This window comes from Thermoleophilum album (assembly GCF_028867705.1).
Taxonomy (GTDB): Bacteria; Actinomycetota; Thermoleophilia; order Solirubrobacterales; family Thermoleophilaceae; genus Thermoleophilum.
In genome coordinates, this window is record NZ_CP066171.1 from 1,016,716 (window position 1) to 1,029,627 (window position 12,912).

Annotated in this window: 17 protein-coding genes; all 17 read left to right on the forward strand. The window is 70.5% G+C overall.

Annotation, left to right across the window (positions count from 1 at the left end; translation table 11 throughout):
- The first annotated feature begins 3 nt into the window (after window positions 1-3).
- The 17 genes from flgB to JDY09_RS04815 all read left to right on the forward strand — a co-directional run bounded on the left by flgB (window position 4) and on the right by JDY09_RS04815 (window position 12,909).
- A complete protein-coding gene (gene flgB / locus JDY09_RS04735; RefSeq protein ID WP_274717923.1) occupies window positions 4-360 on the forward strand; it encodes a flagellar basal body rod protein FlgB in 357 nt (118 codons plus the stop codon).
- Between the two features lie 43 nt (window positions 361-403).
- Complete coding sequence (flgC, locus tag JDY09_RS04740; RefSeq protein ID WP_274717924.1) at window positions 404-835, forward strand: flagellar basal body rod protein FlgC; 432 nt, start codon at window positions 404-406, stop codon at window positions 833-835.
- A complete protein-coding gene (gene fliE / locus JDY09_RS04745; RefSeq protein ID WP_274717926.1) occupies window positions 832-1,152 on the forward strand; it encodes a flagellar hook-basal body complex protein FliE in 321 nt (106 codons plus the stop codon). Before flgC ends, fliE begins: the two co-directional genes overlap by 4 nt.
- 3 nt (window positions 1,153-1,155) lie before the next feature.
- Complete coding sequence (gene fliF, locus JDY09_RS04750; RefSeq protein WP_274717927.1) at window positions 1,156-2,691, forward strand: flagellar basal-body MS-ring/collar protein FliF; 1,536 nt, start codon at window positions 1,156-1,158, stop codon at window positions 2,689-2,691.
- 80 nt (window positions 2,692-2,771) lie between these two features.
- Complete coding sequence (gene fliG, locus JDY09_RS04755) at window positions 2,772-3,908, forward strand: flagellar motor switch protein FliG (protein ID WP_274717928.1); 1,137 nt, start codon at window positions 2,772-2,774, stop codon at window positions 3,906-3,908.
- Window positions 3,892-4,500 carry a FliH/SctL family protein gene (locus tag JDY09_RS04760; protein WP_274717929.1) on the forward strand — a complete coding sequence of 203 codons (609 nt, stop codon included), beginning with the start codon at window positions 3,892-3,894 and terminating at the stop codon, window positions 4,498-4,500. The genes fliG and JDY09_RS04760 overlap by 17 nt, the downstream gene beginning before the upstream one ends.
- Complete coding sequence (locus JDY09_RS04765) at window positions 4,497-5,966, forward strand: FliI/YscN family ATPase (protein ID WP_274717930.1); 1,470 nt, start codon at window positions 4,497-4,499, stop codon at window positions 5,964-5,966. Before JDY09_RS04760 ends, JDY09_RS04765 begins: the two co-directional genes overlap by 4 nt.
- Window positions 5,967-6,027: 61 nt before the next feature.
- Window positions 6,028-6,951: a flagellar motor switch protein FliM gene (locus tag JDY09_RS04770; protein ID WP_274717931.1), complete on the forward strand. Its 924-nt coding sequence runs from the start codon at window positions 6,028-6,030 to the stop codon at window positions 6,949-6,951.
- Entirely contained in the window at window positions 6,948-7,262 is a 315-nt protein-coding gene (locus JDY09_RS04775; RefSeq protein ID WP_274717932.1) for a FliM/FliN family flagellar motor switch protein, read from the forward strand. The genes JDY09_RS04770 and JDY09_RS04775 overlap by 4 nt, the downstream gene beginning before the upstream one ends.
- Window positions 7,263-7,271: 9 nt before the next feature.
- Window positions 7,272-7,730: a flagellar export protein FliJ gene (gene fliJ, locus JDY09_RS04780; RefSeq protein ID WP_274717935.1), complete on the forward strand. Its 459-nt coding sequence runs from the start codon at window positions 7,272-7,274 to the stop codon at window positions 7,728-7,730.
- Complete coding sequence (locus JDY09_RS04785; RefSeq protein ID WP_274717936.1) at window positions 7,727-8,293, forward strand: lytic transglycosylase domain-containing protein; 567 nt, start codon at window positions 7,727-7,729, stop codon at window positions 8,291-8,293. Before fliJ ends, JDY09_RS04785 begins: the two co-directional genes overlap by 4 nt.
- On the forward strand, window positions 8,290-9,744 hold the full coding sequence (locus tag JDY09_RS04790) for a flagellar hook-length control protein FliK (protein WP_274717937.1): 1,455 nt from the start codon (window positions 8,290-8,292) through the stop codon (window positions 9,742-9,744). Before JDY09_RS04785 ends, JDY09_RS04790 begins: the two co-directional genes overlap by 4 nt.
- A gap of 18 nt (window positions 9,745-9,762) precedes the next feature.
- On the forward strand, window positions 9,763-10,188 hold the full coding sequence (locus JDY09_RS04795) for a flagellar hook assembly protein FlgD (protein ID WP_274717938.1): 426 nt from the start codon (window positions 9,763-9,765) through the stop codon (window positions 10,186-10,188).
- The gene (locus JDY09_RS04800) at window positions 10,185-10,595 is read left to right on the forward strand and encodes a TIGR02530 family flagellar biosynthesis protein (RefSeq protein ID WP_274717939.1); all 411 of its coding nucleotides are present in this window, start codon (window positions 10,185-10,187) and stop codon (window positions 10,593-10,595) included. Before JDY09_RS04795 ends, JDY09_RS04800 begins: the two co-directional genes overlap by 4 nt.
- Window positions 10,596-10,722: 127 nt before the next feature.
- Entirely contained in the window at window positions 10,723-11,547 is an 825-nt protein-coding gene (locus tag JDY09_RS04805; protein ID WP_274717940.1) for a flagellar hook-basal body complex protein, read from the forward strand.
- A 198-nt stretch (window positions 11,548-11,745) separates the two neighbouring features.
- Window positions 11,746-11,976: a flagellar FlbD family protein gene (locus JDY09_RS04810; protein WP_274717941.1), complete on the forward strand. Its 231-nt coding sequence runs from the start codon at window positions 11,746-11,748 to the stop codon at window positions 11,974-11,976.
- An 87-nt stretch (window positions 11,977-12,063) separates the two neighbouring features.
- Window positions 12,064-12,909: a flagellar motor protein gene (locus tag JDY09_RS04815; RefSeq protein ID WP_274717942.1), complete on the forward strand. Its 846-nt coding sequence runs from the start codon at window positions 12,064-12,066 to the stop codon at window positions 12,907-12,909.
- The last annotated feature ends 3 nt before the right edge of the window (window positions 12,910-12,912 follow it).

The following is a 12,912-nucleotide window of genomic DNA, read 5'->3' on the forward strand; positions in this document are numbered from 1 at the left end:
AGGATGCAGCTCTTCGATCTCACGCAAAGCGCGCTGGAGCTCGCACTTCGCGGTGCGGCACAGCGCCAGGAGCTGCTCGCGTCGAACCTCGCCAACATCAACACGCCCGGCTACCAGCGGCGCGACCTCGACTTCCACGCCGCGCTCCGGGGAGCGCTCGCAACCGGCGACGTCGAGCACGTGGCGTTCACGCCACAGGTCGACGTCTCCGCCGGGGCGGTGCGGGCCGACGGTAGCACCGTCGATCCTGATCGCGAGGCGGCGGAAATCGCCAAGAACGGGCTCGAGTACGAGGCGCTGGCCCGCGTCCTGCGCGCGCGTATCGCAATTCTGGAGTCGGCGATGGGGCTTGTGCGGTGAGCGTCGCCGCTGGCATCGGAGAGAGCGGAAGGAGGGGGAGAGAGTGAGCCTGTTCGCAGCGATCGACATCGCCGGCAGTGGCCTCACCGCCGAACGTGTGCGGATGGACGTCGCGGCCGACAACCTTGCGAACGCGCAGAGCACCCGTTCGGCCGCGGGCGGCCCCTACCGCCGCAAGCTGGTGCTCTTGCGCTCCGCCGAGCCGGGCGGCTTCGCCGCCGTCCTCGGGCGCCGGATGGCCGGAGCGGCCGGTGTCGAGGTGGCGGGCATCGTCGAGGACACGACGCCGGGACCACTGGTCTACGACCCGGGGCATCCCGACGCCGACGGGCGCGGCTACGTGCGCATGCCCAACGTCAACCCGGTTAGCGAGCTCGTCGACCTGATCACCGCTTCGCGCGCCTACGAGGCCAACGTCACTTCGATGCAGACGGCGAAGCAGATGTTCAGCCGCACCCTCGAGATCCTGCGATGACGCCAGCCGATCCCGTAAGCGCCAACGAGTGGTCGATCCCGTCGGTCGGCGGGCTGGGCCGCGAGGCGGCGATCGACGCCCCCGCCGGAACCCAAGCAAGCGACTTCGGCGACCTGCTCGGCCGTGCGCTGTCGGCGCTCGACCAGACGCAACAGAACGCCAGCGACGCCGCCCGGGCTCTGGCCACCGGCGAGGCCGACGATCCGACCGCGGTCGTGCTCGCCGTCGAGCGCGCGCAGCTGGCGATGCAGCTCGCGAACCAGATCCGCACGAAGGCGGTCGAGGCGTACCAAGAGGTCTTCCGCACCCAGGTCTGAGCGATGCCAGATCCGCTGCAACTGCTTCGCAACACCGACCTTCGCGGCCGCATCGGCTTAATCGCGTCGATCGGTGCGGTCCTGGCGGTCGCGATCCTGCTCTACTCGCTCGCCACACGCACCAGCTACACGACGATGCTCACCGGTCTCGATCCCGCCGAGACCGGCAAGCTCACAGCCGCCCTCGACCAGCGCGGAATCGCCTACAAGCTCGAGAACAACGGCACCGCGCTCGCCGTCGACTCGGGAAAGACAGCGGAGGCACGTGTCGCGCTTGCCGAGGCCGGTTTGCCGGGCCGCTCGCAACCCGGGTTCGAGCTGCTCGACAAGCAGAAGCTCGGGGCTAGCGACTTCCAGCAGCGTGTCGCCTACCAGCGGGCGCTCGAGGGAGAGATCGCGCGCGCGCTCGAGCAGATCGACGGTGTCGGCACCGCCCAGGTGCAGCTCACCCTTCCCCAGGACCGGCTGTTCGTCGAAGATCGCCAGAAGCCGACCGCGGCGGTTGTGCTCGGTGGCTCGGGGACGATCGACCCGAACGCCGTGCGCGGAATGGCGCGACTGGTAGCCGCGAGCGTCGAGGGTTTGAGCCCCAACGACGTCACGATCACCGACTCGAGCGGCCAGCTGCTGTGGCCGCAGTCCGACGGCAGCGCTGGCGACGTGGCGAGCAAACAGGCGGCCGAGGCGCGCTACAACCAGGAGCTCGAGACGCGCCTCAACGCGCTCCTCGCACGCACAATCGGGCCGGGCAAGGGGCAGGTTCAGGTGAGCTCCGACCTCGACGTCGACCGCACCACGCAGGAGAAGCTCACCTACGCGCGGCGGGGTACACCCTTGCGGCGCACGGTCGAGGAGGAGCAGCTGCAAGGTGCCGGCGGTGCCGGTGGCGTGGCGGGAACGGCCGGCAACATCCCGACGTTCACACAGCAGCCGGCCGGGGCGGGCGCCGGGTCGAACTACCGGCGACGCAACGAGCAGACGGACTTCGGGGTCAGCAAAACGGTCGAGCGCCGGCGCGTTGCACCGGGAACCGTCAAACGGCAGAGCGTGGCGCTACTGCTCGACACGTCGGTGCCGCCCGCTTCTGTACGCGCCTTGCAGCAGGCTGTAGCAGCAGCGGCGGGGATCGATCGTGCCCGCGGCGACCAGCTGACGGTCAGCCGGGTGCGGTTCGCGCCCCCACAAACCGGCTCGCCCTCGCCGGTGAGCGGTTTGCTCGGCTACCTCAAGTGGGTTGCGCTCGCGCTCGCCGGACTGGCCTTCCTGTGGTTCGTGACGCGCCAGTTGAAGCGGCGTGAACAGGAGCCGATCGCCGAGCCTGTGTGGCTGCGCGAGATCAGCGCGCCGCGCCGGCTCAGCGAGCTCGAGGGGATGCGACCCGAAGAGCAGCCGACCGGTCTCGTCCCCGTCGCAGCGCCGGCAGCCGCTCCCGGCGAAGGCGCCAGCGAACCCGCACCGGCGTCGACCGTCGAACGGTTGGCGGAAGAGCAACCCGATCGTCTCGCTCAGCAGGTACGGGCATGGATGCGCGAAAGCTGACCGGTTGGGCGCTCGCCAGGCAGGGGACACAGCGTGCCGAGCTCGTTCTCGAGGCGAACACGTGACATCCGCACGCCACGATGGTGGAAGCCGACGAGAGCATCGCAATCGCCACCGCTGAGCCCGGTGATGGTCTGGCCGGTGATCCCACCGCTGCCGGCCCACCTCCCCCCGTGCCGGAACCGTCCGCGCGCGACCGCGGCAGCTCGCGCGGCGCAGCACCCGGCTTGCGCGGGATCCGCAAGGCAGCGGCGTTCTTGGCGAGCCTCGGTCCCGAGCGCGCGGCCCAGATTATGAGCCACCTGAGCGACGACGAGGTCGAGCAGCTCACGCTCGAGATCAGCCGCCTGCGGTCGTTGCCGCCCGAGATCGTCGAGGAGATCTGGCGGGAAGTCGAGGAAAACGCGGCAGCAGAACGTTTCGTTGTCGAGGGGGGCGTCGACTTCGCGCGGGCGGTGCTCGAGCGAACGCTCGGTGCGGAACGAGCGCAAGAGGTCCTGAACCGTGTTATGGGCGCGGGCCAGCGCCCCCAGTTCGAGTTTTTGCGGCGCACGCCCCCCGAGCAGATCGCCGCTTTTCTGCAGAGCGAACGTCCCCAGACGATCGCGGTTGTGCTGGCGAACGTCGACACCGCTCTCGCCGCGAAGGTGCTGGCCAAGCTCGACGCGCAACTGCAGGTCGAGGTCGCGCGGCGTATCGCCGAGATGAGCGACACAAGCCCCGAGGTCGTGCGCGAGATCGAAAGCGTGATGCGGATGAAACTCTCGGGAGTGATCGCCAGCAGCTACGAGGAGTCGGGCGGGGTGAAGTCGCTCGCCGAGATCCTCAACAACGCGGATCGCACCACCGAGCGCAACGTGCTCGAGAAGCTTGGTGAGGACGATCCCGATCTCGCTCAGCAAGTGCGCGATCTGCTGTTCGTGTTCGAAGACATCGTCAAGCTCGACGATCGCAGCATCCAGCTCGTGCTCAAAGAGGTCGACCAGTCCGATCTGCCGCTCGCGCTGCGCGGGGCCAGCGACGACGTCAAGGAGAAGATCATGAGCAACCTCTCGCAGCGTGCGCAGGAGCTGCTGCGCGAGGAGATGGAGCTGCAGCCGCCGCAGCGCCGCTCCGCTGTCGAAGAGGCACAAGCGCGCATCGTGGCCGTGGTGCGCAAGCTCGAGGAAGCAGGCGTGATCACGATCGGTCGGGGCGAGGATGACCTCGTCGCCTGAACCGTTCGCGTTCGACCGTTTGAGCTCGGCCGCGACGCGTGCCGCCGTCGACCGCGGCGAGCGTGAACGGGTGCTCGTCGAACAGGCGCGCGCGGATGGTTACGCCGAGGGATACGCGGCTGGCCGCGCCGACGCGGAGGCCGAGCTGCGGGCACGGATCGAACAGGCGGCTGCAGCGCTTGCTGCCGCCACCGCAGAACTAGCTCGTGCCCGCGACCGCGCCGCTCAGGCGCTCGAGCCGCGCGCCGTCGAGCTGGCGCTGCGTATCGCCGAGAAGGTCGTAGCTGGGACTGTCACAGCGGAGCCGCGACGGATTCTCGACGTGGTGGCAGGAGCGCTTCAACGCCTGGCCGAGCGGTCGCGAGTGACGGTCGTGATCCACCCCGACGACCTTGCCACGGTTCGTGCTCAGGCCGACGCCATCGCCGCCCGCATCGGTGGCATCGAGCAGCTCGAGGTGCAGGCCGACAGTGGGGTCGGGCGGGGCGGGGCGGTCGTGCGCACGAGCGACGGCGAGATCGACGCCACCGTCGAGAGCAAGCTCGAACGCGTGCGCGAGCTGCTCGCCGGTGACGACCGGCAGGGTCGGTGAGCGAATGCGGCGGACACCTGCTCGAGGCGGCGCTCGCGCTCGTCCGCGACGCCGATCTGTATCGCCGGCGCGGGCGGGTGAGCGACCTGATCGGTCTGATCGTCGAGGTCACCGGGCTCGAGGCTTCGGTGGGCGAGGTCTGCAAGATCGACCGGGGCAGGCAGGAGGCGCCTGTTCCCGCCGAGGTGGTGGGCTTCCGCGACGGGCGAACGCTCCTGATGCCGCTCGGAAAGCTCGTCGGTGTTCGCCCGGGAACCCCGGTCGAGGCGACAGGAGCAGCGCTGCGCGTGCCGGTGGGGGAGGCACTCCTCGGCCGCGTGCTCGATGCGCTCGGACGGCCTATCGACGGCGGTCCGGCCGTCGAATGTGTCGCCCGCGTAGCGGCAGATCGGGAACCGCCCGCGGCGCTCGAACGGCGGCGTATCGACACGCGAGTGACGCTCGGGGTGCGGGCACTCGACGCCCTCGTCCCCTGCGGCCGTGGCCAACGCCTCGGCATCTTCGCTGGCTCGGGAGTGGGTAAGTCGTCGCTGCTCGGGATGATCGCGCGCGCCACCTCGGCCGACGTGAACGTGATCTGCCTGGTCGGCGAGCGTGGCCGCGAGGTGCGCGAGTTCATCGAGCGCGACCTCGCCGGCGCGCTCGCCCACAGTGTCGTCGTCGTGGCGACCTCGGACCAGCCGGCGCTGCTGCGCATCCGCGCCGCGCTCACCGCCACCGCGATCGCTGAATGGTTCCGCGATCGCGGGGCCGACGTGCTCTTGATGATGGACTCGGTGACACGGTTCGCAATGGCTCAGCGCGAGGTCGGGCTGGCGGTGGGCGAACCGCCGGCGACCCGTGGCTACACGCCGTCCGTGTTCGCACTGCTGCCGCGCCTCCTCGAGCGGTCGGGCACCAGCGCCGCCGGGACGATCACGGGTCTCTACACGGTGCTCGTCGAGGGCGACGATATGAACGAGCCGATCGCCGACACGGTGCGTTCGATCCTCGACGGTCACGTCGTGCTGTCGCGGTCGTTGGCCCACGCCGGCCACTATCCAGCGATCGACGTGCTTCAGAGCGTCTCCCGGCTCGAGTCGGAGCTGCTCGACGGCGAGGTGCTGGCGGCTGGGCGCACGCTGCGTTCGCTGCTAGCCGCGCTTCGCGACAAAGAGGACCTGATCGCGATTGGCGCCTACCAGAGCGGCAGCGACCGGCGCGTCGACGCCGCGCTCGCACTGCGCGAACGCATCGACGGCTTCCTGCGGCAGCGGCTCGACGAGCCATCGACCTTGAGCGACGCCGACGCCGGGGTGGTCGCGATAGCGCACGCTGCCGAGGAGTACCTCGCTGGCGCCGCGGACGGCGCCGAAGCAGGCGCCGCGGTGGCGGCAGCGGCGAGGGAACAGCCCGCAGCGGCACGCGACCTCACCGGTCAGAGTGCGATCCCGCCGCTCGAGATCGCGCCGTGGAACAGCCCGTGACGGCCGAGGCTGGCGAGACCGGCGCTGAACCCGCGCCCGCAGCTGGCGATTACCGGGGGTGATGGCGACCTCCGCCCAAGCGCCAGCTAGCGACAGTGCCGCCGTCGAGGTACAGGCTGTCGACTTTCGTCGCCCGACGAAGTTCACGCGCGAGCACGTGCGGCGGCTCGAGCACGCGCACGAGACCGTCTGCCGCTCGCTCGCGACGCGCATGTCGACGGAGCTGCGCACAACCGTCGAAGTGGCGCTGAGCGAGGTCGACCAGCTGCCCTACAGCGAGCTCGTGCTCGAGTCGCAGGCGCCGGCGCTCGTGACCACGATCGATGTCGAGCCGGTCGCGACACAGGTCGCGCTGCTGTTCGACCTGCGTCTAGCGCTCTTCGTCGTCGAACGGCTCCTCGGCGGGACCGGGGACGCGGTGCGCGAGGCGGCACCGTCCGACCCCACCGATCTCGAGCTCGCCGTCGCGCGCCGGGCGATCGCCGGGGTCGTCGACAGCCTTTCCACGACCTGGCTCGACCTTGCCGGCGTGCGCTTGCGCCCGGGTGCGACGACAACCACCCGCCTCGCGCCCCAGATCGTCTCCCCCGGCGAGGTAACGCTCGCCCTGCCGCTCGAGGTCAGCGCCGGGCAGCTGCGCGGGCGAATAGTGCTGGCGCTGCCGTACAGCTCGATGTTCCCGCTGCTCGAGAGGCTCGAGTACCACGCTCGCGACGGTCTTCCCGCCGATCCCGCGACCGCAGCCGCGCTCGAGGCGTCTCTGCGCCGTGTCGACGTCGAGGTGCGGGTCGAGGTCGGCGCGCTCGAGCTGACGCTCGGCGAAGTGCTGGCGCTCTCACCCGGCGACATCCTCCCGCTGCGGAGGAAGGTCGAGGACGGGGTGGTCGTCTGCGTCGGCGACGTTCCCACTTACGTAGGGCGTCCCGGTCGCGACGGCGGGCGCAAGGCGGTGCAGGTGACCGGGCGATGGGCGGCGCCAAGGTGAGCGAGCGGAGCACGACAGCGCACGACGGTGGCGAGCGCCTCGACCCTGTGGCCCTGCACGACGTGCCGGTGCGTTTCGCTGTCGAGCTCGGCAGGACACGGATGCCGGCCGCCGACGCGGCGGGTCTCGAACCCGGGGCGGTGATCGATCTGGACGATCCCGTCGAGGCGCCGGTGACGGCGTACGTCGAGGGCCGGCTTGTGGCGCGTGGCGCGCTCGTGGTGGTGGAGGGCGAGTGGGCGCTGCGCATCGATGCGATCGTCGAACGGCCGTCCAACGCCGCTGAGCCCAGCAGCGGTGGAGCCGACTAAAGGGGCGCCGTGCTGAAAGGCAAGGGCTTCAAATTCCGTCTCGAGCGTGTCCAGCGCGTGCGCGAGCACGCGGAGCGCGAAGCGCGCGAACGGCTAGCGGAGAGCATTCGCCACCGGGCACGCGGCGAAGCGCAGCTGCTCGCCGCGCGCGAGCGCGTGGCGCGAGCGCGCGCCGCGCGCGCCAGCGCCGGCTCCGGAGCGCCAGCGGCGGCAGGTGAGCTTGTCGCGCTCGACGCGTGGCTCGAACGGACGCGGCTTGCCGCGGCGGAGCTCGAGCGCCGCGTCGCCGATGCGCGCGCCGAAGAGGAGCGGCGGCGGGCTGACGCGGCGCGTGCGCTGCAGGAACGCAAGGCACTCGAGCGGCTGCGCGAACGCAAGCTCGCCGAGCACACAGCGAGCGAGGCGCGACGCGAGGCGGCTGTGCTCGACGAGCTTGGCTTGCTGCGGCGTGTGGGGGAGGCAGCGTGAGCTACGTCGCGACAGTCGAGCGCGTCGCGCAGTTGCACGCTCTCGCCGCGCGCCTCGCTGCACACTGCACGGCCGGAGCGGGCGATTTCGGCGCGACGCTGACGTCGGCGCTCGCGCGCTCCGACCTAGCTTCTGCAGCTACGCGGGCGGGCTCGGACGCTGACGTTCCCTACGCCGATCTGATCGACCGCGCAGCAGCCCGCTACGGCATCGACCGCAACGTTCTGCGTGGCTTGATCCGCGCCGAGTCGGGCTTCAACGCTCGTGCGACGAGTCCCGCGGGGGCTGCCGGACTCACGCAGCTGATGCCCGCAACCGCGCGCTCGCTCGGTGTCACGAACCCCTACGACCCGGCGCAGGCGATCGAGGGTGGCGCGAAATACCTGCGCCAACAACTCGATGCGTTCGGTGGCGACTACCGCCTCGCGCTGGCGGCCTACAACGCCGGCCCCGCGGCCGTGCGCCGCTACGGCGGGGTGCCGCCCTACCCCGAGACGCAGGCTTACGTCCAGCGGGTTCTTGCCTACGCAAGCGAATTCGCGCGCGGAGGGAGCGCACGATGACGCCGCCGAGCCGCATCGACTGTGCGCAGCGAGCGGCAGTGCCCGAAACGCTGGCGCGCATTCGCTCGCCGCGCGGGACGCCGCCGCCCGATCCCGGCGGTGGCTTCGAGCTGCTGCTGAGGGCCTGGACCGCCACCGCGGGGGGCCCGACCGACGAAGCTACGGGCCGCGAGCGCGTAAGGGGCGCGGCGGACGAAGTCGTTGCCCGCGGGGCACCAGCGAGCGTGCCGGACGACACCGCAGCCCCACCGAGCGGCGGTTCGGCGGGACGGGCGCTAGATGCGAAGGGTGTCGGGGAGCCCTCAGGTGCCAACGTTTGCGCGCAGCAAGATCCATCCTGCGCGACCGCCGTCCCCACCCCGGCCGGCCCGACCCCGACCGCAGCTGGCACCCCCGTGCAGCCCGCGGAGCTCGCCCTCGCGGCGCCGACGTTCGATTCGGCGGGTGGGCTCGTCGGCGACCCTGCGACCGTCGGCAGCGGGAAGGAGCTATCGGGAGCGCCGACGATCGGAGCTGCGGGTGTGGCCGACACGGTGGTGGCCGGCGCGCTGGTGGACGGGACCGAACGAGCGGTCTTGAGCGCGGTACCGGCCGTCGCCGAAACCGCGGTGGCCCAGGAAGCGGGGCGCGAGCCGTCGGTCAGTGCAGTCGCCCAGGCCGAGGCCAAGGGCGCGACCGCGCACCAGCCCGCCAGCGGCGACCAGAGTGCGCGCACGCGACAGGCGTCCGCCGGCCTGCGCACGGACACAGCGGCTGCTGCGCTAGCGCGAGGCGATGCGGCTGCTCAAGCGACGGGCGACGGCGGGCCCGCAGCGAGCCCCGCTGGCGCAGCCCGGGCGGAAGGTCACGCGCTCGCGGACGGCTCTGCGGGTCCGGGCGGCTCCGTGCCGCCAGTGGCGACCACCGGGACCTCGGGCGCGAGCGGAGCGCAAGCCGGCCAGGCGGCGGTGGCGGCGCAACCGGCGACATCGCCGCTGCCGCGCAGTGACGGTGCCCCAACCCACGCGCCAGCTCAGCTCGCCGAGGCCGCCGAGACCGCCGTCGTCGTGCTCGCTGCGCGCGGGGCGCACCACGCCCGGGTGCGGCTGCGACCGCCCGCGCTCGGCGAGATCGAGGTGCGAATTCGCGAGCACGCCGGCGTCCTCAGCGTCCGCATCAGCGCGGCCGACGAGCACTCGGCGCAGACGCTCGCTGCCGCGGCCGACCAGATCCGGCGCGCGCTCGAGCGCAGCGACCTTGTCGTCGCGCGTGTCGAAGTCGAGGCGGCGGCACGTGCGGCCGACAACGCTGCCGGCGGTTTCCGCGAGCGCGACAACGAACCCGGCTCTAACAGCGCGAGCCACCCGCACAGCGGCAATCGCTCAGAGGTGGCCGCCGGACCGGAGCCGGTGCCGGGTAATGCCAAGGCCGTCGTCCTCGTGCGCGGACTGGTCATCGACGTTCTGGCGTAGAGAGAAAGGGGAGGAGCGATGAGCGCAATTGCACCTACAGGCGGGAGCGGCGCGAGCCAGGCAGCGGGCGCCGCACAGGACGCATCGCGCGCGCTCGCCGCCGCTGGCTTCGACAAGGATTCGTTCCTGAAGTTGCTCGTCGCGCAGCTGAAGATGCAGAACCCGCTGCAGCCGACCGACAACGACCGTTTCATCACGCAGCTCACGCAGTTCGCGACCCTCGAACAGCTGCAGCAGCTCGTCACGGTCGCGCAGCGCGAGCAAAAGAAGGACGAGGCGTCGCGTGCCGTGGCGCTGGTCGGCCGCGTCGCCACCTACGAGCGCGACGGTAGCGAGCGCAGCGGGCGCGTCTTGCGCGTCGATCTCGGCGGCGACGAGCCGACGCTGGTCCTCGAAGACGGCGCGCGCATCGGCCTCGCGGATGTCAAGGCGGTCGCTTCATGACGAGCTCCCCGGGTCGCGGCATCGATCCGCTGTTGCCCGGTCTCGACCGGCTCGGCGGTGCGCGCCCGGCGGGCCGGGTCGAGACGTCCCCGCGCGGTGCGCAGCGGACGGCCGGCCCGTCGTTCGCCGAGCATCTCGAGCGCGCCGCCTCCCAGCGCCTGGTGTTCTCGAAGCACGCCAGCGAGCGCCTCGCGCGCCGGGGGATCGAGCTCGATCCCGAGCGTCTCGCGCGGCTCGCCGCTGGCGTCGAGCGGGCAGCGGCGAAGGGCTCGCGCGACTCGGTGGTGTTCGTCGATGGGGTCGCCTTCGTCGTCGCGGTCAAGAACCGCACGGTGGTGACGGCTGTCGACCGCGAGCACATGCGCGAACACGTCTTCACCAACATCGACAGCGCGGTGATCGCATGAGGCGGGCACCTGCACCTCAGGGAGGGGACCGCGCACACGCCGCTCGCCGAACGGCGGGGAGCGAAGGAGAAAACCACGGTCGGCCGGCGTCCGGCGCCGGCGACCACGCGAAGGAGGGCAGGAAGCCATGATGCGTTCGATGTACGCCGCGATCAGCGGTTTGCGCACCCACCAGACGATGCTCGACGTCACGGCGAACGACCTCGCCAACGTCAACACCGTCGGCTACAAGGGAGCGCGCACCACGTTCAAGGACTCGCTCGCGCAGCTCCAGATGGGTGCGACAGCGCCCGGCGGTGGCCAGGGCGGCTCGAATCCGTTGCAGGTTGGGCTCGGCGTACAGCTCGGCTCGGTCGACAACCAGATGACCACCGGCGCCCTGCAGTCGACCGGCAACCCCCTTGATGTCGCCATCCAGGGTGATGGCTTCTTCCGGGTGGCTCTCGGCACGCCGCCAGCAGCGCCTGCTGCGACTGCCATTCAGTACACACGCGCGGGCTCGTTCACGCTCAACAGCCAGGGCTATCTCGTCACCCAGGAGGGCTGGTTCGTGCTCGGTACCGGCGGCACAAACCCGCCCTACATCCAGATTCCGGCGGGCGCTACCAACGTCTCGATCGGTACGGACGGCACCGTCACCTACGTCGACACGGGCGGCACCCTGCAAACGGCCGGCCAGCTCGAGCTCGCCAAGTTCCAGAATCCGGCCGGCTTGATGCGCATGTCCGGCAACCGCTGGGCGCAGACGCTGAACTCGGGCACCCCGCAGCTCGGCGCGCCGGCTTCGGCCGGTTTCGGGGCGACGATCGCCGGCACGCTCGAGATGTCGAACGTCGACCTCGCTAGCGAGTTCACCGACATGATCACCGCGCAGCGCGGCTTCCAGGCGAACTCGCGGGTGATCTCGACGAGCGACGAGATGCTCGCCGACCTGGTGAACCTGAAGCGCTGATCGCAGAGGGCCGGCTGCGGGCGGCGCAACGGTAGGGGCGGAGGCCACGGACCTCGTGGGGCGGACAGGAGACGTGGACGGACCCTCCGCTCCTACCGTTGCGCCGCGCACCGCGATCGCGGTCGTCGACCGCAGCTGGCCCTTCTCGCGATGCTCGTGCGGCGGTCGCACAACGCCGCAATCCCTGGCGGGTGAGAGATGATCAAGGTCCATCGCGTCGGTCGCGACAGCAGCGAGCTGTTCGTCAACTGCCATTTGATCCAACAGATCGAGGCGTGCCCGGACACCACGATCACGCTCGTTAACGGAGCCAAAGTTGTGGTGGCTGAGAGTTGCGCTCAGGTGATCGCGATGATCCGAGACTGGCACGCCGCGATCTCTGCCCGGTCGCTCGAGGTGGCGTGGGAGGAGCGCCGACGAGACGAGTAAAGATGACGCACAGCTGGAGCGGTGCAGCCTCCGGGCTCGTGACGTGAAAGTTCCCTGAACCCGCGCCGATCACCGGGAGGGGTAGCCATGAAGGCGACTACGGCGATCGGCATTGCCCTTGCGTGCATTTTGATCGCGCTCGGCGCGATTATGGAGGGCACCCAGCTCACAGCTCTAATCAACATTCCCGCCTCGCTCTTTGTCTTTGGCGGCACGTTCGGTGCGGTGATGGCCGGCACGAGCTTCGAGCGGGTCAAGGCGATCCCGCGCCTCTATCAGATCGCGATCAAGGGAGAAGAGCCAGATCCGCTCGAGCGCATCGAACTGATGGCTCGCCTAGCCGAGATCGCCCGCCGCGAAGGTCTCCTGGCGCTCGAGGCTGAGCTCGACCAGATCCGGGATCGTTTCACTCGCAAGGGCATCCAGATGGTCGTCGACGGCACCGATCCCGAGGTGTTGCGAGAGGTTCTCGAGATTGAGATCGAGGCGCTCGAACAGAGGCACGGTGACGCCCGGCGCGTCTTCGAAAAGGCAGCGGGATTTGCGCCGACGATGGGAATTCTCGGCACCGTTCTCGGACTCGTGCACGTCCTGCAGAACCTCGACGATCCTGGCAGTTTGGGTCCGGCGATCTCGAGCGCTTTCATCGCCACGCTGTTTGGCGTCGGGTCGGCCAACGTCGTGTTCTTCCCGGTGGCGAACCGCCTGAAAGAGCTCACCGACGCCGAGGTACGCCTGCGGATCATGACCCTCGACGCCGTCCTAGCTGTCCTCGAAGGCGAGAACCCGCGTGTGCTGCGCGAAAAGCTCGTGAGTTTCCTGCCACCGGAGCTCGCCGACCAAGCCGCGGCGGGAGCCCAAAGTTCGGCTGGGCGCGCTTCCGCTGCCGGCGCTCCTGCTGGAGCTCCCGCGGCCGAGCCAGTCGCTGCCTGAGCT

Bases quoted from the DNA above. Each gene is read 5' to 3' on its own strand.
- JDY09_RS04815 (WP_274717942.1), top strand. From the start codon at position 12,064: ATGAAGGCGACTACGGCGATCGGCATTGCCCTTGCGTGCATTTTGATC.
- fliE (WP_274717926.1), top strand. From the start codon at position 832: ATGACGCCAGCCGATCCCGTAAGCGCCAACGAGTGGTCGATCCCGTCG.
- fliG (WP_274717928.1), top strand. From the start codon at position 2,772: ATGGTGGAAGCCGACGAGAGCATCGCAATCGCCACCGCTGAGCCCGGT.
- fliF (WP_274717927.1), top strand. From the start codon at position 1,156: ATGCCAGATCCGCTGCAACTGCTTCGCAACACCGACCTTCGCGGCCGC.
- JDY09_RS04800 (WP_274717939.1), top strand. From the start codon at position 10,185: ATGACGAGCTCCCCGGGTCGCGGCATCGATCCGCTGTTGCCCGGTCTC.
- JDY09_RS04770 (WP_274717931.1), top strand. From the start codon at position 6,028: ATGGCGACCTCCGCCCAAGCGCCAGCTAGCGACAGTGCCGCCGTCGAG.
- JDY09_RS04790 (WP_274717937.1), top strand. From the start codon at position 8,290: ATGACGCCGCCGAGCCGCATCGACTGTGCGCAGCGAGCGGCAGTGCCC.
- JDY09_RS04805 (WP_274717940.1), top strand. From the start codon at position 10,723: ATGATGCGTTCGATGTACGCCGCGATCAGCGGTTTGCGCACCCACCAG.
- flgB (WP_274717923.1), top strand. From the start codon at position 4: ATGCAGCTCTTCGATCTCACGCAAAGCGCGCTGGAGCTCGCACTTCGC.
- JDY09_RS04760 (WP_274717929.1), top strand. From the start codon at position 3,892: ATGACCTCGTCGCCTGAACCGTTCGCGTTCGACCGTTTGAGCTCGGCC.
- JDY09_RS04810 (WP_274717941.1), top strand. From the start codon at position 11,746: ATGATCAAGGTCCATCGCGTCGGTCGCGACAGCAGCGAGCTGTTCGTC.
- JDY09_RS04795 (WP_274717938.1), top strand. From the start codon at position 9,763: ATGAGCGCAATTGCACCTACAGGCGGGAGCGGCGCGAGCCAGGCAGCG.